Here is a 19,263-nt window from a genome sequence, read left to right as displayed (position 1 = left end):
GCTTTTAATAATTCGAAAGGGGCGTTATTTCACGGCGCCGAAGGACAGGCCGCGGACCAGTTGTTTCTGGCTGATCCAGCCGAAGATCAGGATCGGTGCGCAGGCCAGTGTTGAGACCGCCGAGAGCTTGGCCCAGAACAAGCCTTCGGGGCTTGAGTAGGAGGCGATCAACGCGGTCAGCGGCGCGGCTTTGGATGAGGTCAGGTTCAGTGACCAGAACGCCTCGTTCCAGCACAGGATCAGCGACAGCAACACGGTCGACGCCAGCCCGCCCTTGGCGATCGGCAGCAGCACCCGGACCATTTCCTGCCACAGGGTGGCGCCATCCAGGCGGGCGGCTTCGAGGATGTCCTTGGGGATGTCCTTGAAGTAGGTGTAAATCATCCAGACCACAATCGGCAGATTGATCAGCGTGTAGATGATGATCAGCGCGATCCGTGTATCGAGCAGGCCGAAACTCTTGGCCAGCAGGTAGATCGGCATCAGCACGCCCACCGGCGGCAGCATTTTGGTCGAGAGCATCCACAGCAGCGTGCCTTTGGTGCGCTGGGTTTCGTAGAACGCCATGGAGTACGCCGCCGGCACTGCGATCAGCAGGCACAGAGCTGTAGCGCTGAACGAAATCACCACCGAGTTCCAGGCAAAACTGAAGTAACCGCTGCGCTCCTCGATGTGCAGATAGTTCTCCAGAGTGGGGGTGAAGATGAACTGCGGCGGCGTGGCGAACGCATCGATTTCGGTTTTGAAACTGGTCAGCACCATCCAGAAGATCGGGAAGAAAATCAGGATCGCGATGGCCCAGGCCAGGGTGCCGAGCAACAGGCTTTGCAAACGACGGGATTGTTGAAGGGTCATGGCAGGCCTCAGGCTTTGTCAGTCAGGTTTTTGCCGAGCATCCGCACCAGGATGATCGCTGCGATGTTGGCAATCACCACCGCGATCAACCCTCCGGCGGAGGCCATGCCGACGTCGAACTGCACCAGCGCCTGGTTGTAGATCAGGTAGGCGAGGTTGGTCGAGGCGTAGCCGGGGCCGCCGTTGGTGGTGGTGAAGATTTCGGCGAATACCGAGAGCAGGAAGATAGTTTCGATCATTACCACCACGGCAATCGGCCGTGCCAGGTGCGGCAAGGTCAGGTGCCAGAAGATCGCGATCGGTCCGGCGCCATCCAGGCGTGCCGCTTCTTTCTGTTCCTGGTCCAGCGACTGCATGGCGGTCATCAGGATCAGGATCGCGAAGGGCAGCCATTGCCACGAGACAATGATGATGATCGACAGCAGCGGGTAGTGCGCCAGCCAGTCCACGGGTTGAGCGCCGAAGAGCTTCCACGCGGCAGCGAGAATCCCCGAGACCGGATGGAAAATCAGGTTCTTCCAGATCAGCGCACCGACGGTGGGCATGATGAAGAACGGCGAGATCAACATCACCCGCACGATACCGCGCCCCAGGAACTCACTGGCTTCCAGCAGGGCGCTGATCAGTACCCCGAACACCACGCTGATCAACAGCACGCTGCCGACCAGTAATAAGGTGTTGGTGGCGCCCGGCAGGAAGCCCGAGTCGGTCAGGAAGTAGCTGAAGTTCTCCAGCCCCACGAACGCGTTGTCGCCGGGGTAGAGCAGGTTGTAGCGGATCAATGAAAAGTACAGGGTCATGCCTAGTGGCACGATCATCCACAGCAGCAACAGGGCCACCGAAGGGCTGACCAGAAACCAGCCTGGGTTGGTCAGCCGGCTCTTACGCAGCGGCGCCGGGATTTCCATATGTGCTTTGATAGTCGAGGTATTCATGGCGATCAGAACCGATTGGTGACAGCTCTTGTAGGAGCTGAGCTTGCTAGCGATGAACGATAATGAGGTTCATCTGACAGACCGCATTGCGGCAATCGCGGGCAAGCCTTGCTCCTACAGAGGCAGTTATTATTTGGGATAACCCGCGCGCTTCATTTCACGTTCGGTGGTTTGCTGGGCGGCCGCCAGCGCCTGGTCGACCGTGGTCTGGCCGATCAGCGCGGCGGAGAACAGCTTGCCGACCTGGGTGCCAACAGCCTGGAACTCAGGAATGGTCACTAACTGGATGCCGATGTAAGGCACCGGTTTGAGGGTCGGTTTGCCCGGATCGGCAACCTTCAACGACTCCAGCGTGACCTTGGCGAACGGCGCGGCGCTCATGTAAGCGTCGCTGTAGGTCGAAGCGCGGGTGCCTGGCGGCACGTTGGCGATGCCGTCCTTCTCGGCCACCAGTGCGCCGTACTCTTTGGAGGTGGCCCAGGCGCTGAAGGTTTTCGCCGCATCCTTGGCTTTGGAGCTGGAGGGGATCGCCAGCGCCCAGGAGTACAACCAGGCCGAGCCTTTGTCGGTCACTTGATGGGGGGCGTAGGTGAAGCCGACGTGGTCGCTGACTTTGCTTTGAGTCTTGTCGGTGACGAACGAGCCAGCGACGCTGGCGTCGACCCAGATCGCGCACTTGCCGCTATTGAACAGTGCGAGGTTCTCGTTGAAACCGTTGCTGGAAGCACCGGGCGGGCCGGAACTCTTCATGGTCTCGACGTAGAAGTTCAGCGCATTCTTCCACTCCAGACCGCTGAATTCCGGTTGCCACTTCTCATCGAACCAGCGTGCGCCGTAGGCATTGGCGATGGTGGTGATCAATGCCATGTTCTCGCCCCAACCGGCCTTGCCGCGCAGGCAGATACCGTACTGTTCCTGATCGGGTTTGTTGAGTTTGCCGGCGAATTCGCCGATCTGCTCCCAGGTCGGATGCTCGGGCATGGCAAGGCCTGCGTCCTTGAACAGGTCGGTGCGGTAATAGGTCATGGAGCTTTCGGCGTAGAACGGCAGGGCGTAGAGCGTGCCCTTGACCGACAGGCCTTCACGCACCGAGGGGAATACGTCGTCGAGGGCGTAACTGGCGGGTAGATCCCTCATCGGTTCCAGCCAACCCTTGGCGCCCCAGAGTGCAGCTTCGTACATGCCGATAGTTAGCACATCGAACTGGCCGCCCTGGGTGGCGATGTCGGTGGTCAGACGTTGACGCAGCACGTTTTCTTCCAGCACTACCCAATTGAGCTTGATCTCCGGGTGCTCGGCCTCGAAGGTTTTCGAGAGCTTCTGCATGCGGATCATGTCGCTGTTGTTGACGGTGGCAATGGTCAGGGTTTGTGCGCCAAGGCTGACGCCGCTGAGGGTCATGCAGGTGCAGGCAAGCAGAGCTTTTACAGTGGGTTTCATCACGCACTCCTCTTCTGAGTCCAGGGGACAGCAGAAGGACAGTTATTGTTTTTGTGTCTTCCGGAGGTAGGAAGAATCTGAGACCAATTACAGCTCTCAACACACGCGATGACAAATCGTTGGTAGCACGAGTACTGATACTATTTTGCACATGAAAAGATCGCAGCCTTCGGCAGCTCCTACAGAGGATTACCCACGTAGGAGCTGCCGAAGGTTCGGGCCGCGTTCGGACGATCTCTTGGGCTAACCGAGATTTTGCTCAGTCAAACGTTGCACCGCCAGGCGACGGTAATGGGAAGGGGTCATGCCTTTGAGTTGCTGAAAACGCCGGTTGAAGTTGGAAATATTGTTGAAGCCCGACTCGAAACACACATCGGTCACCGGTTTATCGCCATCGGCCAGTAACTCGCAGGATTTGCTGATGCGCAAGCGATTGACGAACTCGACAAAACAACGCCCGGTGGCCTGCTTGAAAACCCGGGAGAAATAGGTCGGCTTCATGCCCAGATATTCGGCGACTTCTTCCAGCGGCAGTTCGCGAGCGTAATGGGCAAAGATGTAATCCACCGCCCGGTTGGTGCGGTCGATGTTATGTTCGTCGGCTAGCTGTGGCGTGGTTGCCCCGGACAGTAACTGGTAGTCGTCGCAGGCAACCAACAGCTCCAGCAGGATGAAAAAGTACCCGAGGCGGGTAACGCCTTTGGCGTCGGCAATCCGCTGCATCAAGGTCATGGCCTGGCGGATCGTCTGTTTACAGCGAAACTCGATGCCGTACTGCGCACGCTCCAGCAGGGGCGTCAGGCTCTTGAGTTCGGCAAACACCTGATGGCCACTTTCGAACAACTCATCGGTGAAGTTCACCAGCATGTCGCGCTTGGGCACCACTTCGTCTTCGGCGACCTGGCTGATCCAGTTGTGGGGCAGGTTGGGGCCGGTCAGGAACAGTGTTTCGGGATAGAAGTTGCCGATGTAGTCGCCGATGAACACCTTGCCCGAGCTTGCGACAATCAGGTGCAGTTCGTATTCCTTGTGAAAATGCCAGCGCACCAGCGGGCAGGGAAATCCGTGCTGGCGATAGATGATGGACAACCCGTTATGGTCGTCCATCAATTCGTAGGAAGGGTCGGTGACTCTGGCTGCTCGGGTCATGTCTGGGCACTTTTATTGTTATTGCGCCCTGATCATGCCTCTTTAGCGTGGTGTAGCACCAGCCTTTGGGCGCCTATCCATCAGCCTCTGATGTAAGCGCCTTTCATGCTGCTGCCAACCCAGCAGTAGCGAACAATCTCGGACTCATCGATGAAATCGGTATTAATGATGCTGCACCGCGCAATCCAGTCGCGGGATGAATGAAACCAGTCGTTGATATGGTTCTTGATGTCGATGGGGCCGCCCAGAAACGTAAAGCTGGTTGCCGACAAGGACCACAGGTAAGGCGCGGGTAGAGGGTATCCAGTGTGCTGGTTATGTGTGTTTTCAGATCGTCAGCATCGGTGAACGTTGTTCCATTCCATTTATGCGGAATCGTGTACCCGAAATAATCATCGTTGAGATCCCGCGAAGCGGGAGCCCTCATGACTATTCTTTTTAAATCACTGATGCGTTTTAGTTCACCAATAGACTTTTCCATGTTCGAGGGTGGGATGATTCTGGAACCGAGTCTGCGTATAAGTAGATCGTTGAAGGCTTTGAAGTTGAACGGTTTGTCACCGTCAGCCAATGCGTGAAAGTCAAGAATGATGAACTCGGTTGAGTGTTGCGCCAGAAAACTCAAGACAGCGTCTATCAGTTCTTCCAGCACCCGGTGGGACTCATGCCCGTTGTGATGGAAGTAGAAAATATCCTGGTCTAGACCGCGCTTGTATCCCAGTCGGATGTCGAATACCCGCGCCCCGCTTGATAACTGCCAGCCAAAAGAGTCGTTCTGGCAGGTGGTCCAGTTACCGATAACGACCTCGTAGTTGGGGGCTTTTTTATCCATGCCGCAGTTGTGCGCGCTGGGCCAGATAATGTCAGTGAGCTTCATGAACTGAATATTAAGTACTTCACCCATCCAGCCCTGCTTGTTGAGGTGTCCAGTGGTCATTTGTGGCATGGTTACTCCCTGTTAGTTAAACTATCCCCTGTCATCCGTGAAGGGAGAGTGTCGAAATATTCTGTGATTGAAGTACTTGGAAGGGTAGCAGTGCATTACGTTATTTCAAGGCGCTGAAATATTTGCTCAAGAATGGCCATGATAGGGCACGGAATACTTTTGGTGCTTATCGGTGCAGGGCTTGATTCTCGGCAACGCGATCGGTCGCCATTGCGCAATACTTAACGATCTCGCTCTCATCAAAAAAATCGACATTGATAATGCTCGCGTACTCAATAAGTCCTCCGCCAGGAAAGAACCAATCATTAAGTTCTTTCGTCAGTTTTGTTGGGCCTTTGAACGGGCTATAGCTCGTGGCGGATAACGACCACGGCGTATTCGTTGGGGGACTCTTCAATACATCTCCAATATGTCGACTAATATCAGCGGTATTAACGATTGCCTCACCCGCCCACTTATGGCGTATGCCGGCCCAGAAATAACGCCTATCAAGATCAGGGTGATAAGAGGCCGCAACGACCACGCGTCGCCGCTTATTTGTTTTCAGCTGTTGCAAGGTGTGGTGTTGATGCTCCCAAGGGACAAGTCTGGACTCTAACCCTGATAGAAACGCTTGATTGAAGATTTTGTAGTCGAAGTTGATGTTTCCGGTCCCTTCGAGTTGATGAAGATCAAGAATAATGAATTCATCCGGATTTTCATTCAGAAAGGCATTCACGGCTGAGACAAGTTCCCCCAGGGACCGGCCAAGAACGTGTCCATGGAATGTCCTGAAACCTGATTGGGCTTTGACAAACCTGAGGTCCAGGGCCCTGGCACCGTTTCTCAATTGCCAGAGGAAGTCCTGGTTCTGGCACAAGATCCAGTTCGATATCACGGAGTCGTATAAAGGTTGGGGAAGGCCCCAGTCCATCCCCGAATTATGAGCGCCCGGCCAGATGATTTGGCCAAAGGTCAATGTATCGATACCGGGAGAGGAACTCATCCAGTTACGGGTGGCGCGATAACGTGCGTTAGTAATGTCCATTAAGAATCCAGATTATAAATAGGTTGAGTGGTAATCGCGTTGCGGTGCAGTGCGCGCAAACGAGTCGCGGGTATTTATAAGGTGGGATGTTTAAATAGGCAATGACTGGAAATACCGAGAAAGAGTTGTTCTCGGTGTCGGGAAGTTGTCGTGATGTATTGATGTTGTTATGCGTGCCTCGGTGCTAACGGTTTTTCGCTTCAATCCACTGTGCCATGTATTGAGTGCTTTTATGGTGATGGTGGCGCAACATGCTTCCGATAAAATTATCGCGCCGTAATTGCTCCAGATTCAGACGACAACTATTGAGTCGATCCACCAGTGCAGGACCATGAGTGTTTCTCTGATATTGAGTGGTCAGTAATTGTGTACCGGCATGCTGAGCCTGTTCCCAGCAGGTCCTGTCTGAATAAAGCTCAACAGCGGCGTGTGCCATGGCGCTGGCCGACGTGGCTATCGCGCCAGCCCAAGGTAAGCCGCCGTGCATACCTTCGGCACCAACAGGCGTGGTGACGTTCGGTGTGCCGCAGAGCATCGCGTCGATAATTTTGCCTTTGATGCCCGCGCCAAAACGCAAGGGTGCCAGGCAGATCCGTGCGCTCGACATCACTTGCAGTGCGTCTTCGGCCCAGTTCATGACGTGAAAGCCTTGCGCCGCATTGTGCAAGGCGGTGGCCTTGGGCGGTGTGTACGCGCCGTATATATGCAACTGTGCCCCCGGGAGTTGCTGACGAATCAGTGGCCAGAGCGTGGTTTTCATCCAGAGCACCGCATCCCAGTTCGGGGCGTGGCGGAAATTGCCGATGCTGAGGAAGTGCGCGCGGTCTTCGAAGGGTGTGAACGGCTGAGTGATCGGGTCGATCATCAGTGGACACCAGTGCAGCAACTGGCGTGGCAGTTTGAACTGTTCCACCAGCAACTCGATTTCCACCTGCGAAATCATCAGGTTCAGGTCACAGCGGTACAGCGCGGCAATTTCGCGCTTGGCCAGATCGGTATCGGCCATGAGTTCGAACTCTTCACGCAACGCCGGTGCAAACAACGTGCTGAAGTCATTGGCGTCGTCACTGGCCTTCAAGCGCTCCTTGAGACGTTGGTGCCGGGCATGTCGCAAGCTTTGCAGATCAGAGGTCTCAAGTACGCGTAAGGCGTCAGGGCAATGTTTCTCGACGCGCCAACCGAACTGCTCTTCCATCATGAACTGATCGAACAGCACGATATCCGGAGCCAGATCGCTAATGAAGGCATCGAAACTGCTGTTGTTCAGCTCGATGGAGACTTCACGAATACCCAGCTCAGCCAAGTCTGCCTTGTGTTCACCGACACCGGCCGGGCTGCTGAAGGTGATGTCCCAGCCTTCCTGCAAAAACGTTTCAAGGATTTGCATCACGTGGCCGCTGGCCGCAGACGAGCGTGGCTCGGGCCACACGTAACCAATGACCAGGACTTTGGTTGCGCGAGGCTGACTCATGAACGGGATTTCCTTGATGCAGGCAGAAGACAGGGGAGAAACGAGGGGCGCAATTAAACCACAGCTGGCGGTGTCGATTGTGCCCGGCAATCGCCCCAGGGTACGTTATGCGCTTGTATTGACTGGAAGTTTTTCAGTTCATGAGTTAGCGTCTGGCTGCTGATCCATGGACGTTTTTCAATGACCCAACCCACCGCACTTCAGACTAAAGTCGCCTCGCAGATTCTCATTGCGATCCGGTCTGGCGAGTTAACACCCGGCAGTCACCTCAAAGAGGTCGAACTGGCCGAACGCTTTAGCGTGTCGCGCTCGCCGATCCGGGGGGCGCTGATCTATCTGGCGCAAGAGCAGGTAATCGGACGGTTGCCTCATCAGGGTTACTGTGTACTGGATACACCGCTCAGCGACGAGTTGGCCAAGGTCAGCCTGCCGGTCGGCGAGGATGAGGAGCTGTATCAGCGACTGATTGATGATCGACTGGCGCAGGCGATACCCGATCAGGTGATGGAGAGTGATCTATTGCGTCGTTATGGTGCAAGCAAGGCGGTATTGCGCCGTTGCTTGCTGCGTTTGTCCGACGAAGGCGTGATGCAGCGCAAGCACGGACACGGCTGGATGTTTTTGCCAACCTTGAGTTCGGCCGAGAAGCGCTTCGAAAGTTATCGCTTTCGCATGCTTCTGGAACCTGCCGGTCTGCTCGAACCGACCTTCAATCTGCCCCGCGAGCGCTTGCAGCGCTGCCGTGAAAAACAGCAGGCGCTGCTCGAAGGCACTCCCGATAGCCTGAGTTTTTTCGAAGCCAACGCCGAGTTCCACGAGTTACTCGCCGCCGCCTCGGGCAATAGCTTCATTTTGCAAACCGTGCAGCAGCAAAATCGCCTGCGCAGGCTTACCGAGTTTCATACCGTGTCGAACCTGGAGCGGGTTCGTACCTCCTGCCGTGAACACCTGGAAATTATCGAAGCGCTGGAACAGGGCGACCGGGAATGGGCGTCGACCCTACTTTATCGGCACTTGAAAGTGGCGAGTATGCTCAATGACGTGAGCAAGAGGCACTGAAGTTAAAACGCTTTACGCCCCTTGCCCCAGAGCCAGTCGTACGGGCCTCGTCAGGGACTTGCCATGAGCCTGGTTCAGCGCTTGGCGCAGCGTGGCAAGATTTTTCCTAAAGGCTGGAGCATTCGTTTTGGCTTGGCTCATCAGCGATATGACTACTGACTGGGAGTCGGCGTTGAGCATGCCTGGCGCCTCATCCAGAAAACTCCAGATAGCTGTACCTTCTCCAAGGGGTGGATTGCGAAGTTTGTCAAGGTCCGCACCACGAAACCGGTTCGTTCCGGAAAAGTCGACAAATTCAGGCCCTTTACCGAGATTGAGCAGTTGGGAGATATCGGTGCTGCCAGGGGTGCTCTTATCGATGTGGGAGATGTCCGCGTAAATAAAGTCCTGTGTGCCCTGGCGGCCATGGGACAGCTCATGATTCATCAAGTCGCCAATCCGGCCGTCGTCGAATTTCGAGTGTCGGTAATAGTTATTCAATGAGGCAGGATCAAACTGAATAAACTTTTCGTGCACGCCATCTGCTTTTGTCGCTGCCTGCCACGCCTTGTAACGGTTGGTGTAAAGCCCACCCATTACATTTTATCGCCAAGGCTTTTAACTTCGATATTAGTGATTGAGAGCATTTTGTAGTCTTCTTTCATGGCGTTAAGTCCATCCAGGAACCACTCGGTCACGTCATCGGAATCGGAGCCAAAGAAGGCCTTTAGCAAAAGCTTGCTGTCACTGTCGACAACTGACTTATTTAAGGTGGCAATGGCGAAATCAACCTTGCGATGCCCAATAGGGATGCCGTTGGCAATGATGGTTCTTGCATAGCTTTTAGGTGCAAGTTTACCGAGCAGCGGTACGTGCATGAGTTCATCGCTGATTCGGAACTCTTTCAGGATGCCGCCTCTTATGTCTCGATGCGTGGTATTGAAGGCATAAAATTGACCGTTCTCGCGAGTTGCCCACACAACGACGTCTTCTCCTGAATTCCCCAGCGTCCGGATGATGCCGCGTACGGTATCATTGCGCTGGGCTGCTTTGATTAGATCATAAGATTGTGCGCTGCCGGTAAGTCTGCGTAACTGGAAAGTTGCAGTGTCCAGTGCTTCCAGTCCGTATTTACCCAATCGCACGGCGCCTTTATTTAATAACTTTACACCGCCATAAAGTAACTGTGGAGCTCCATCCAGTGGGTTAAGAACAGAAATACCTAACCGGATGGCGGCTTTTGCCATGCTGGCAGCTTTTGATGCCGCCGATATGGACTTTGTTGCAATGCCGACAATTTTCCCGGCCGCGGCGATGACCACAAAGATTAACGAAGCGGCCTCCAGTGTGCACGAGAGTACGCCCTCAGCCCGCTGCTCTTCATCATCTGAAAGTATATCTTCAATACACGATTTGAACGGAACCAGTATATTAATCGCGATCTCAATACGGTTGTTCGTCGTTTCCCGCTCCAGCTCCAACTTGGTCTGCCCCCACGCCTGGTGCCTCAACTCTTCATACGTTGCCAGCGGTCGATGTGTTTCGATGAATTTCGCGATAGCATCGAGTTGTGGGTTGTTGTGGTAACTCTGATAGGCACTGCGTTGGCTCTCTGTCGATGACGCAGGGGCGGGCAGTTCTCCTAGCTTTTCTATGACTGCCATGCTGGAAATACCCTGGCGCGGTTCAACGCCGTGTGTGTAACACTCAATATCAACAGGCAGTTCGAGAGGGCGTACTGGCTTACTGTATGCTTTGGGGTTCTCCGTGAATGCTAACTTTGAAGGCGAATGATAGGTTCCAGATTCTATGATCAGCTTTGCCAATGGGATGTTTTTTCGACATTGGCGTTGCAGGGTGAGTACCTCATAACAAATAACCCTGCCTTGATAATATGCACACATCACTACGCCATAACGACCTGTCGCGGCATCCTTGTCTTTTTGGCTTTCCAGGAGAACTGGACGTCGCGTTCCAATATATGATATGCCAGCCGAGTTCGCCGTAGAGTTATGTTCGACCGCTACAGAGGAACGAATGGTATAAAAGCTGACTTCTCCACGCTGAAAATATATTCGGTCCTCATAGGGGACTGACGAAAGGAGAAGTTTGATGTTCTCGATGGAAGCGGTCTTGCGATCGGTGTAATGAGTGTCGAAATTTTCATAGAATGTACTTTCAACCGGATACAGCGTGCGCAGGCGCGGAAACTCTTCATAAATACTTGTGCCGGTAGCTCGATCCCAAATGCCGCTGGCAAGGTCATGGGAGATATATAGATCCACTGGGGACATTGCCAGGTATGAGCTGTCAGTAGAAACGGCGTTTGTTACGATAGTGCTCGGTGGCGGGGGGGTGAACAGCGAGAAAGGGCGAGCGTTTTTATGAAGAAGTATTTCCTCTTCGAGAAAACTGCACTCAGGCACAAAGGTTTTAAGTACTTGCAGCCCGACATCTTTCCTGGTGGGCAGAGGGGTAGACAGTACATCCGCGACATGAGCGAACACGCCTATGAACTGCTCATAGGCCGAAATGGCCTTGTCCGTAGCCTGTGTATCAGGTTGCTCTAAAGCATGGGCGCTAATAATGTTGTTGATTAGCGCCCAGTCGACGATAGGGTCTAGTGCTGTCAGGCTGTTTAGAAGTTCAAGGTGTTTGTTAACAGGCTCAACCTCTACGAACGCCAGTACTTGCGAGTAGGTCATCAACCGGGAGGTGCCAGGCGCGTTCAGTTCTGCCAGCGCCACTGCCCGGCGCAAGGTGACCCAGTCGATAGAGCCAAGAAGAAGGGAGGCAGGCAGGTCCTTGACCAGAAACTCGGGTGCGATACCTGACAACAGTATGTGCGAGGCTAAAGAGGCAGTAGCGTTGGATACCTTGAGGTTGTTAACGAGATGGCTTTCCAGTTCGGAGTGAACGCTGGACAGGGTTTTTTCAACGTTTTCAGGTGAGTAGATGTCGTAGCCCGCGACATGGTTTCTAGCTGTTGCTTCTCCTATTTCCGGATGGAGGTCTAAAAGAATGGCCGTTGCGATAACTTGCTGAAGATACATCATCCGATGTTGTTTGACCTGGCTTAGAACCATACCAGCCGAGTTCAGCTATGTAGGCTTTGGCCAAGGATAGGGATTCGTAGCTGGAGAGTAAGGTCTGTAAGGTCTCATCGCTCTCGGAGCGTGAAGGATTAAATACCTGATTACCAAAGGTATATTGCTGTAGATGATCGAGCAGTTTTTTTGAGCCTTCCAGGAAATCTGAAGTCAAACTGCGAATCTTCTGTCGCTGCGAGGCACTCAGGGACAGTGGCATATTCTGGGCTGCTGTCAGTATTTCCCAGTAGTCTCCAAGCGCTGGGGCAGAGGGTAACTTCATTTCCAGAAAGCGGATCAGGTTTCTTGTCTGTGCAATTTTTTCCGGTACGTTGTACTCATGAAAATCAAGCCAATGTGTAATCCCTGTGAGCCCGATCTGATCTACCAGACCTCCAGTGGTTGCAGCGATGTCAGCTATGACCCGTAAATCATTGTCCAGATCGGGATCACGCTTGACCCACTCTGTAATATTCTCCCAGCGACGCTTTCGAAGCGAAAGGATTTGACCGCTACTCTCTACCCGCGAATTCTTTTCAGTAATCCCCAACTGTTCGCAAATGCATTATAAATGCTGGTTTTATTATCATTCTCGCCATTATCACTTCGCCGGGCTCATGGGCTACATGCAGTGACGATCCGCCGATCAAGGGGATGTTGGATTGACTCCAGTCGACCTTCAGATTGTCGTATTTTTTTTCCGACTTTCCGTTCGTCTTGACTTTCAGATCCTCGATGATTTGTCGGCGCTCAAGGCGATCACTATTTTCCTGCTTTTTGTATTTGATGTCGGTCGCATCTGCAGACTCATATGCCTCTATTCGATAAGTTGGTTTGAAGTATTCGATCACGGGAAGTCCATTTGTTAGTTTGGTTAGTTGTGAGTGAAATACTTCTGTATCTCTCGCGGACAAGCAAGCGATTATATATAAATCGATATTTCGACCGTTTAGCGGGCGTGAGCAGGCATGCTGCAGTTACGCTCAAGTAGCAGGCGCAGTCAGTGCAATAAAATAGTAGAACTTGTGGCGGGGCATGGGCGGGCGCTGGAGCAGTGCTAAAACGGTCAATCACCCTCGTTGCGTGATTCATATTTGTTACGTGACGGCGCTGCCTGTGACTTACATCTTTGGTAAATAACGATTGTGGAAAATATCGATATCAAAAATACATCCAGACGGGTACCCGGAAAATATTTTCAGAGCATGCCGCGAATCTTGTCCCGCAACTGATCGATAGAGAAAGGCTTGCCAATCACCGACATGCCTTCGGGCACCTCGATACTTTCCGCATAACCACTGGCAAACAGAATCGGCAACACCGGGCGCAGCACGTGCGCCTGTGCAGCCAGCTCTCGGCCATCCATCCCCGGCAATCCGACATCGGTCATCAGCAGATCGATGATTTGAGCGCTATCTTTGATCAGGGCAAGCGCTGCTTTGCCACAGTCGGCCTCAAGCACCTTGAACTCCAGTTCTTCCAGCACGTCGACAATCAGCATGCGCACGATGGTGTCGTCTTCGACTACAAGGATGGTGGGCGCTGTGGCGGACATAGGCGTGGCTCTCAACAGTAGGTGCGGTCATCGGTCGATCGAAAACACCGGCCTCTTGCATCAGTAAGTGGCGGATCCCGACAAGTTCCCGACGCTGTACAAAAGAGAACCACTGTACAGGAGTCGACAGCAGAACCGTTCTTCTTGAGTCATTGTAGAGCGCTGCAGGATATCGTTGGCGCAGGCGTCAGAAAAATAGATCCTGAACGCGTTTATGGGGCAAACTCCGCCATTTACAACAGTTCACCAAGGCCACCCAATGACTTCTTCGTCTTCGGCTGATGAGCAACGTTTCCGCAAACTCCTGAGCCGCAACGTCAGTTTGCCGCTGGGTGTGGGCGTGCTTAGCGCGGTGTTTTTCGTCTCTTTGATCACCTATCTGTTGTCGGTGATCCAGTGGGTCGAGCACACGGACCGGGTGATCAATAACGCCAACGAAGCGGTCAAGCTGACGGTCGACCTGGAAACCGGGATGCGTGGTTTTCTGTTGTCCGGTGACGAGCATTTTCTCGATCCCTACGAAACGGCCAAACCGAGAATCATTGTCGCACTCAAGACCTTGCAGGAACTGACGGCCGACAACCCGCCACAGGTGGATCGCTTGCACAGGCTCGAGGCTTTGCAGGTCGAGTGGAACGATTACGCGCAGACCATGATCGATTTGCAGCGCAACAGCGGTGATTATCGGGCTGCCGTGAAGTCTGGCCGGGGTAAGCGACTGACCGATGAAATCCGCAAGCAATACGAAGATGTCATCGACACGGAGCAACAGTTGCGCACCACGCGCAACGAAGAGGTTCGGCGCACGACGATCTGGACCATTTCCCTGTATGTGCTGTTTGTAGCCGGTGTCAGTGGCTTATTGGCCTATGTCGGCCGGCGCGATCTGCTCGGCCTGACGAAAAGCTACAGTTTCAACCTCGCCGAGCAACAGAAGAGCGCGCAACGTCTGGAACAGCAAGCCTGGCTGCGCAACGGCCAGACCGAGTTGGCGGAACAGGTACTTGGGCAACTGACGTTGAACTTGCTGGGTCGCAATATCCTGCAATTCTGCGCGCAGTACCTGGGCACTGCTGTCGGCGCGTTGTACGTCAAAGAAGAACACGGAGGCCTCAAGCGCATAGCCTCTTATGGCTTCTCCCGTGAGCAGGAAGAGCGCGAGCAAGCGATCGACAGTGGCGAGGGCATTACCGGCCAGGCGGCACAACAAGGTCGGCTGATTCGTCTGGATGAAGTGCCTGCCGACTATTTCAAGGTCAGCTCCGGGTTGGGTGAGGGCGTGCCGCGCAGTGTGCTGGTGGTGCCAACCAGTGATGACGACCGGGTCAACGGTGTGATCGAACTGGGTTTCCTGCGCGCCCTGACCGAGCGCGATGTCGAGTTGCTGGAGCTGATTGCCGGGAATATCGGTACTTCCATAGAAGCGGCGCGCTATCGCCAGCGGCTGCAGGTAGTGCTCGCCCAAACCCAGCAGCTCAATGAAGAGTTGCAGGTGCAGCAAGAAGAACTGAAGACCGCCAACGAAGAGCTGGAAGAACAATCGCGGGTGCTCAAAGAGTCTCAGGCGCACCTGGAGACTCAGCAGATCGAGCTTGAGCAGACCAACGAGCAGCTTGCTGAACAGGCACAAATCCTGGCCGAGCAGCGCGATGCGATGGATCTCAAGAACGGTGAGCTGAATCTGGCCCAGGTACAGCTTGAGGAGCGGAGCCAATACAAGTCCGAATTCCTCGCCAATATGTCCCACGAACTGCGCACGCCGCTGAACAGTTCGTTGATCCTCGCCAAGTTGCTGGCAGAGAACCCACACGAAAACCTCAGCGTCGAGCAGGTAAAGTTTGCCGAGTCGATCTATTCGGCTGGAAACGATCTGCTCAACCTGATCAACGACATTCTCGACATTTCCAAGGTCGAGGCCGGCAAGCTTGAAATACGCCCCGAAAACACCAGCGTCGCGCGTCTGGTGGACGGCTTGCGCGACATGATTGAACCGCTGGCAGCGGACAAACACCTGGCGTTCAATGTCGAATTGCAGTCGGATGCGCCGTTGGTGCTGTTCACCGATCGTCAGCGTCTGGAGCAAGTGCTCAAGAACCTGCTGTCGAATGCCGTCAAATTTACCGAGAAGGGCAGCGTCAGTCTGACCGTCACCCGGCAGCCGGGCGAGGGTATTGCTTTTATCGTCCGTGACTCGGGTATCGGCATCGCCAGTGATCAGCAGGAAAGTATTTTCGAGGCCTTCCGCCAGGCCGATGGCACCACCAACCGTCGTTACGGCGGCACGGGGCTGGGCCTGTCGATTTCGCGTGACCTGGCGGCGTTGCTCGGCGGTTCGATCGGCCTTATCAGCGAACCGGGGCAGGGCAGTTCATTCACGCTGGTGTTGCCCAAGCAGTACGTCGAACCCGGTGACGAGCCTATTGAGCCGATGAAGATCGCGTCAGTCGTCGCTGCACACAAGGTTTGCGCCGTGCCCGTACCGCCGATCGCTGAAGTGGACATTCCGCGCTTTGCCGATGACCGTGGTAACGCGCCATTCACCACCCGCTGCATCCTGGTGGTGGAAGATGAAGCGAACTTTGCGCACATCCTCTTCGATCTGGCCCACGAACTGGGGTATCAATGTCTGGTGGCTCACGGTGCCGATGAAGGGTATGACCTGGCGACACAGTTCATTCCGGACGCCATCTTGCTGGACATGCGTCTGCCGGACCATTCCGGGCTGACGGTATTGCAGCGCCTGAAAGAACATGCCGAAACCCGCCACATCCCTGTCCACGTGATTTCCGTCGAGGACCGTGTCGAAGCCGCCATGCACATGGGCGCCATCGGTTATGCGGTCAAGCCGACTACTCGCGAAGAGCTCAAGGATGTATTCGCGCGACTGGAAGCCAAGTTGACGCAAAAGGTCAAACGCGTGCTGCTGGTGGAAGACGATGACCTGCAACGCGACAGCATTGCCCGGCTGATCGGTGACGATGACATCGAAATCACCGCCGTCGGCTTGGCCCAGGAGGCGCTGGACCTGCTGCGCGACACTATCTATGACTGCATGATCATCGACCTCAAACTGCCGGACATGCTCGGCAATGACTTGCTCAAGCGCATGTCCACCGAAGACATCTGCTCGTTCCCGCCAGTGATCGTCTACACCGGGCGCAACCTGACCCGTGATGAAGAGGCGGATCTGCGCAAGTACTCACGCTCGATCATCATCAAGGGCGCACGTTCGCCAGAGCGCCTGCTCGACGAAGTGACACTTTTTCTGCACAAAGTCGAATCGCGGTTGTCCCATGAGCGGCAAACGATGCTCAAGACTGCCCGCAGTCGCGACAAGGTTTTCGAAGGTCGCAAGGTGCTGTTGGTGGATGATGATGTGCGCAATATCTTTGCCCTCACCAGCGCACTGGAGCACAAGGGCGCGATCGTGGTCATTGGCCGTAACGGCCGTGAAGCGATCGAGAAACTCAATGAAGTGGATGACATCGACCTGGTGCTGATGGACGTGATGATGCCGGAGATGGACGGTTTTGAAGCCACCATCGAGATCCGCAAGGACCCTCGCTGGCGCAAGCTGCCGATCATCGCGGTGACGGCCAAGGCCATGAAGGACGATCAGGAACGCTGCCTGCAAGCAGGCTCCAACGATTACCTGGCCAAGCCCATCGATCTGGATCGCCTGTTCTCGCTGATTCGCGTGTGGTTACCGAAGATGGAAAGAATTTAGTGGAGCGAAATAGTGAAATCGAGCTGCGACTGTTGATCGAAGCGATCTACCTCAAATACAGCTACGATTTTCGTGACTACTCCTGCGCTTCGATCAAGCGTCGGGTCAATCACGCCTTGCATCAGTTCGAGTGCAAGACCATTTCCGCGTTGCAGGAACGGGTGTTGCACGACCCGAAGGCGTTCATGCAGTTGCTGCAGTTATTGACGATTCCGGTCAGCGAGATGTTTCGCGACCCTGCGCACTTCCAGGCGATCCGTCAGGAAGTGGTGCCGCTGCTCAAGACCTATCCCTCGATCAAAATCTGGATTGCCGGTTGCAGCACGGGCGAAGAGGTCTATTCGATGGCGATTCTGCTGCGCGAAGAGGGCTTGCTGGAGCGCACCATCATCTACGCCACTGATATCAACCCGCGCTCGCTGGAAAAGGCCAAACAAGGGATCTTCTCGCTGGAGAACATTCGCGCCTACACCCACAACTACCAACAAGCCGGTGGTCTGCGCTCGTTCGCCGACTACTATACGGCAGCGTATGACTACGCGATTTTCGACAAGGCCCTGTGCGAGAACGTCACCTTCGCCGACCACAGCCTGGCGACCGACAGTGTATTTTCAGAAACTCAATTAATTTCATGTCGCAACGTATTGATTTATTTCAATAAAAAACTACAGGATCGCGCCTTCGGTCTGTTTCATGAGTCGCTTTGTCACCGTGGTTTCCTGGTGCTGGGCAGCAAGGAAACCCTGGATTTCTCGACCTACGGCAAGCAGTTCGAGCCGTTGGTCAAACAAGAACGGATCTACCGCAAATCATGCTGAGTCATATCCAGGCCAAATTGCTGATCGTCGACGATCTGCCAGAGAACCTGCTGGCGCTCGAAGCGCTGATCAAGCGTGAAGACCGTACGGTGTACAAGGCGCTATCGGCAGACGAAGCCTTGTCATTGTTGCTACAACACGAGTTCGCCATCGCCATCCTCGATGTGCAGATGCCCGGCATGAATGGCTTCGAACTGGCCGAATTGATGCGCGGTACCGAGAAAACCCGGAGCATTCCGATTATTTTCGTCAGTGCGGCTGGGCGAGAGCGCAATTACGCGTTCAAGGGTTACGAAAGTGGCGCTGTGGACTTTTTGCATAAACCGCTGGATATCCACGCGGTGAAAAGCAAGGTCAATGTGTTTGTCGACCTCTACCGACAGCGCAAGGCGATGAAGCTGCAGGTCGAAGCTCTGGAGCAAAGCCGTCGTGAGCAGGAAGCGTTACTCAAACAGTTGCAGGCCACTCAGAACGAACTGGAGCAGGCCGTGCGCATGCGCGATGACTTCATGTCGATCGTCGCTCACGAGGTGCGCACGCCCTTGAACGGCCTGATCCTCGAAACCCAGCTGCGCAAGATGCACCTGGCCCGGGATAATGCTGCGGCGTTTACCCTGGACAAGATGCATGCGATGGTCGATCGCGATGAGCGGCAGATCAAGAGCCTGATTCGCTTGATCGAGGACATGCTCGATGTATCTCGGATTCGCACCGGCAAGTTGTCCATCCGCCCCAGCCGTTTTGACCTGGCGCAGTTGGTGGGCAACCTGTTGCTGAATTTTGCACCGCAGGTGGAGTCCGCTGAATCGTCGGTGACGTTTGTCGCGCCGCAACCGGTGGAAGGTAATTGGGATGAGTTCCGCATCGAGCAGGTGGTGTCCAACTTGCTGACCAACGCTCTGCGTTACGGTGCCAAGAGTCCGATTGAGGTACACGTGTACAGTCAGGACGGCGAAGCACGGATGGAGGTCCGCGACCAGGGGATTGGTATCAATGAGGAAAACCAGAAACGTATTTTCCAGCAGTTCGAGCGTGTGTCGGCGAAAACCGCGGTGGCCGGACTCGGCTTGGGGCTGTTTATTTCCGAGCAGATCGTCGCTGCCCATGGCGGATCTATCACGGTTGAGAGCAAGATTAATCAAGGCTCGTTATTTCGTGTTTGCCTACCTCTGTAGGAAAACTGCCAAAGCAACGCAACCTCTGCGTGACCTTC

15 protein-coding genes and 1 pseudogene are annotated in these 19,263 nt (G+C 54.5%); 4 read left to right on the top strand and 12 right to left on the bottom strand.

What is annotated here, in order from left to right; all coding sequences use genetic code 11:
- Positions 1 to 24: 24 nt before the first annotated feature.
- From ACIPIN_RS01550 to ACIPIN_RS01520, 7 genes and pseudogenes are all read right to left on the bottom strand, one after another.
- Positions 25 to 855, bottom strand: a complete 831-nt coding sequence (locus ACIPIN_RS01550; RefSeq protein WP_145016082.1) for a carbohydrate ABC transporter permease — start codon at positions 853 to 855, stop codon at positions 25 to 27.
- A gap of 8 nt (positions 856 to 863) precedes the next feature.
- Positions 864 to 1,790: a carbohydrate ABC transporter permease gene (locus ACIPIN_RS01545; protein ID WP_401114309.1), complete on the bottom strand. Its 927-nt coding sequence runs from the start codon at positions 1,788 to 1,790 to the stop codon at positions 864 to 866.
- 129 nt (positions 1,791 to 1,919) lie between these two features.
- Positions 1,920 to 3,230, bottom strand: a complete 1,311-nt coding sequence (locus ACIPIN_RS01540; RefSeq protein ID WP_401114306.1) for an ABC transporter substrate-binding protein — start codon at positions 3,228 to 3,230, stop codon at positions 1,920 to 1,922.
- A gap of 243 nt (positions 3,231 to 3,473) precedes the next feature.
- Positions 3,474 to 4,379 carry an AraC family transcriptional regulator gene (locus ACIPIN_RS01535; RefSeq protein WP_401114304.1) on the bottom strand — a complete coding sequence of 302 codons (906 nt, stop codon included), beginning with the start codon at positions 4,377 to 4,379 and terminating at the stop codon, positions 3,474 to 3,476.
- Positions 4,380 to 4,459: 80 nt separating this feature from the next.
- A pseudogene (locus tag ACIPIN_RS01530) lies at positions 4,460 to 5,325 on the bottom strand (phospholipase).
- Positions 5,326 to 5,491: 166 nt separating this feature from the next.
- A complete protein-coding gene (locus ACIPIN_RS01525) occupies positions 5,492 to 6,352 on the bottom strand; it encodes a phospholipase (protein ID WP_401114301.1) in 861 nt (286 codons plus the stop codon).
- A 184-nt stretch (positions 6,353 to 6,536) separates the two neighbouring features.
- A complete protein-coding gene (locus tag ACIPIN_RS01520; RefSeq protein ID WP_401114298.1) occupies positions 6,537 to 7,823 on the bottom strand; it encodes a glycosyltransferase in 1,287 nt (428 codons plus the stop codon).
- Between the two features lie 180 nt (positions 7,824 to 8,003).
- Here ACIPIN_RS01520 and ACIPIN_RS01515 point away from each other — a divergent pair, with 180 nt between their 5' ends.
- Positions 8,004 to 8,882 carry a GntR family transcriptional regulator gene (locus ACIPIN_RS01515; RefSeq protein WP_401114297.1) on the top strand — a complete coding sequence of 293 codons (879 nt, stop codon included), beginning with the start codon at positions 8,004 to 8,006 and terminating at the stop codon, positions 8,880 to 8,882.
- Between the two features lie 12 nt (positions 8,883 to 8,894).
- On the opposite strand, the gene ACIPIN_RS01510 is transcribed toward ACIPIN_RS01515, so the two are convergent.
- From ACIPIN_RS01510 to ACIPIN_RS01490, 5 genes are all read right to left on the bottom strand, one after another.
- Positions 8,895 to 9,458, bottom strand: coding sequence for a hypothetical protein (locus tag ACIPIN_RS01510; RefSeq protein WP_401114295.1), 564 nt, complete (start codon positions 9,456 to 9,458; stop codon positions 8,895 to 8,897).
- Positions 9,458 to 11,917 (bottom strand): hypothetical protein, encoded by a 2,460-nt coding sequence (locus ACIPIN_RS01505; RefSeq protein WP_401114292.1) that lies wholly within the window; start codon positions 11,915 to 11,917, stop codon positions 9,458 to 9,460. The genes ACIPIN_RS01510 and ACIPIN_RS01505 overlap by 1 nt, the downstream gene beginning before the upstream one ends.
- Positions 11,841 to 12,500 carry a hypothetical protein gene (locus ACIPIN_RS01500; protein WP_401114290.1) on the bottom strand — a complete coding sequence of 220 codons (660 nt, stop codon included), beginning with the start codon at positions 12,498 to 12,500 and terminating at the stop codon, positions 11,841 to 11,843. Before ACIPIN_RS01500 ends, ACIPIN_RS01505 begins: the two co-directional genes overlap by 77 nt.
- Complete coding sequence (locus tag ACIPIN_RS01495; RefSeq protein WP_401114287.1) at positions 12,487 to 12,801, bottom strand: hypothetical protein; 315 nt, start codon at positions 12,799 to 12,801, stop codon at positions 12,487 to 12,489. The genes ACIPIN_RS01500 and ACIPIN_RS01495 overlap by 14 nt, the downstream gene beginning before the upstream one ends.
- 347 nt (positions 12,802 to 13,148) lie before the next feature.
- Positions 13,149 to 13,505: a response regulator gene (locus tag ACIPIN_RS01490; protein ID WP_401114284.1), complete on the bottom strand. Its 357-nt coding sequence runs from the start codon at positions 13,503 to 13,505 to the stop codon at positions 13,149 to 13,151.
- A 259-nt stretch (positions 13,506 to 13,764) separates the two neighbouring features.
- On the opposite strand from ACIPIN_RS01490, the gene ACIPIN_RS01485 reads away from it, so the two are divergent.
- The 3 genes from ACIPIN_RS01485 to ACIPIN_RS01475 are packed head-to-tail and all read left to right on the top strand — an operon-like array spanning position 13,765 to position 19,225.
- Positions 13,765 to 17,232: a response regulator gene (locus tag ACIPIN_RS01485; protein WP_401114281.1), complete on the top strand. Its 3,468-nt coding sequence runs from the start codon at positions 13,765 to 13,767 to the stop codon at positions 17,230 to 17,232.
- Positions 17,232 to 18,050, top strand: coding sequence for a CheR family methyltransferase (locus tag ACIPIN_RS01480; protein WP_401114279.1), 819 nt, complete (start codon positions 17,232 to 17,234; stop codon positions 18,048 to 18,050). Before ACIPIN_RS01485 ends, ACIPIN_RS01480 begins: the two co-directional genes overlap by 1 nt.
- Complete coding sequence (locus ACIPIN_RS01475) at positions 18,044 to 19,225, top strand: ATP-binding protein (protein ID WP_401114276.1); 1,182 nt, start codon at positions 18,044 to 18,046, stop codon at positions 19,223 to 19,225. The genes ACIPIN_RS01480 and ACIPIN_RS01475 overlap by 7 nt, the downstream gene beginning before the upstream one ends.
- Positions 19,226 to 19,263: the final 38 nt, after the last annotated feature.

It is taken from the genome of Pseudomonas sp. NPDC087697, assembly GCF_044743155.1.
In the GTDB taxonomy this organism is placed as follows: domain Bacteria; phylum Pseudomonadota; class Gammaproteobacteria; order Pseudomonadales; family Pseudomonadaceae; genus Aquipseudomonas.
This window is presented reverse-complemented; position numbering and strand designations above follow the sequence as displayed.

What these genes read in the sequence shown, in the direction of transcription:
- ACIPIN_RS01515 (WP_401114297.1), top strand. Translation starts at nt 8,004, where the DNA reads ATGACCCAACCCACCGCACTTCAGACTAAAGTCGCCTCGCAGATTCTC.
- ACIPIN_RS01490 (WP_401114284.1), bottom strand. Translation starts at nt 13,505, where the DNA reads ATGTCCGCCACAGCGCCCACCATCCTTGTAGTCGAAGACGACACCATC.
- ACIPIN_RS01520 (WP_401114298.1), bottom strand. Translation starts at nt 7,823, where the DNA reads ATGAGTCAGCCTCGCGCAACCAAAGTCCTGGTCATTGGTTACGTGTGG.
- ACIPIN_RS01540 (WP_401114306.1), bottom strand. Translation starts at nt 3,230, where the DNA reads ATGAAACCCACTGTAAAAGCTCTGCTTGCCTGCACCTGCATGACCCTC.
- ACIPIN_RS01535 (WP_401114304.1), bottom strand. Translation starts at nt 4,379, where the DNA reads ATGACCCGAGCAGCCAGAGTCACCGACCCTTCCTACGAATTGATGGAC.
- ACIPIN_RS01510 (WP_401114295.1), bottom strand. Translation starts at nt 9,458, where the DNA reads ATGGGTGGGCTTTACACCAACCGTTACAAGGCGTGGCAGGCAGCGACA.
- ACIPIN_RS01505 (WP_401114292.1), bottom strand. Translation starts at nt 11,917, where the DNA reads ATGATGTATCTTCAGCAAGTTATCGCAACGGCCATTCTTTTAGACCTC.
- ACIPIN_RS01485 (WP_401114281.1), top strand. Translation starts at nt 13,765, where the DNA reads ATGACTTCTTCGTCTTCGGCTGATGAGCAACGTTTCCGCAAACTCCTG.
- ACIPIN_RS01545 (WP_401114309.1), bottom strand. Translation starts at nt 1,790, where the DNA reads ATGAATACCTCGACTATCAAAGCACATATGGAAATCCCGGCGCCGCTG.
- ACIPIN_RS01525 (WP_401114301.1), bottom strand. Translation starts at nt 6,352, where the DNA reads ATGGACATTACTAACGCACGTTATCGCGCCACCCGTAACTGGATGAGT.
- ACIPIN_RS01550 (WP_145016082.1), bottom strand. Translation starts at nt 855, where the DNA reads ATGACCCTTCAACAATCCCGTCGTTTGCAAAGCCTGTTGCTCGGCACC.
- ACIPIN_RS01475 (WP_401114276.1), top strand. Translation starts at nt 18,044, where the DNA reads ATGCTGAGTCATATCCAGGCCAAATTGCTGATCGTCGACGATCTGCCA.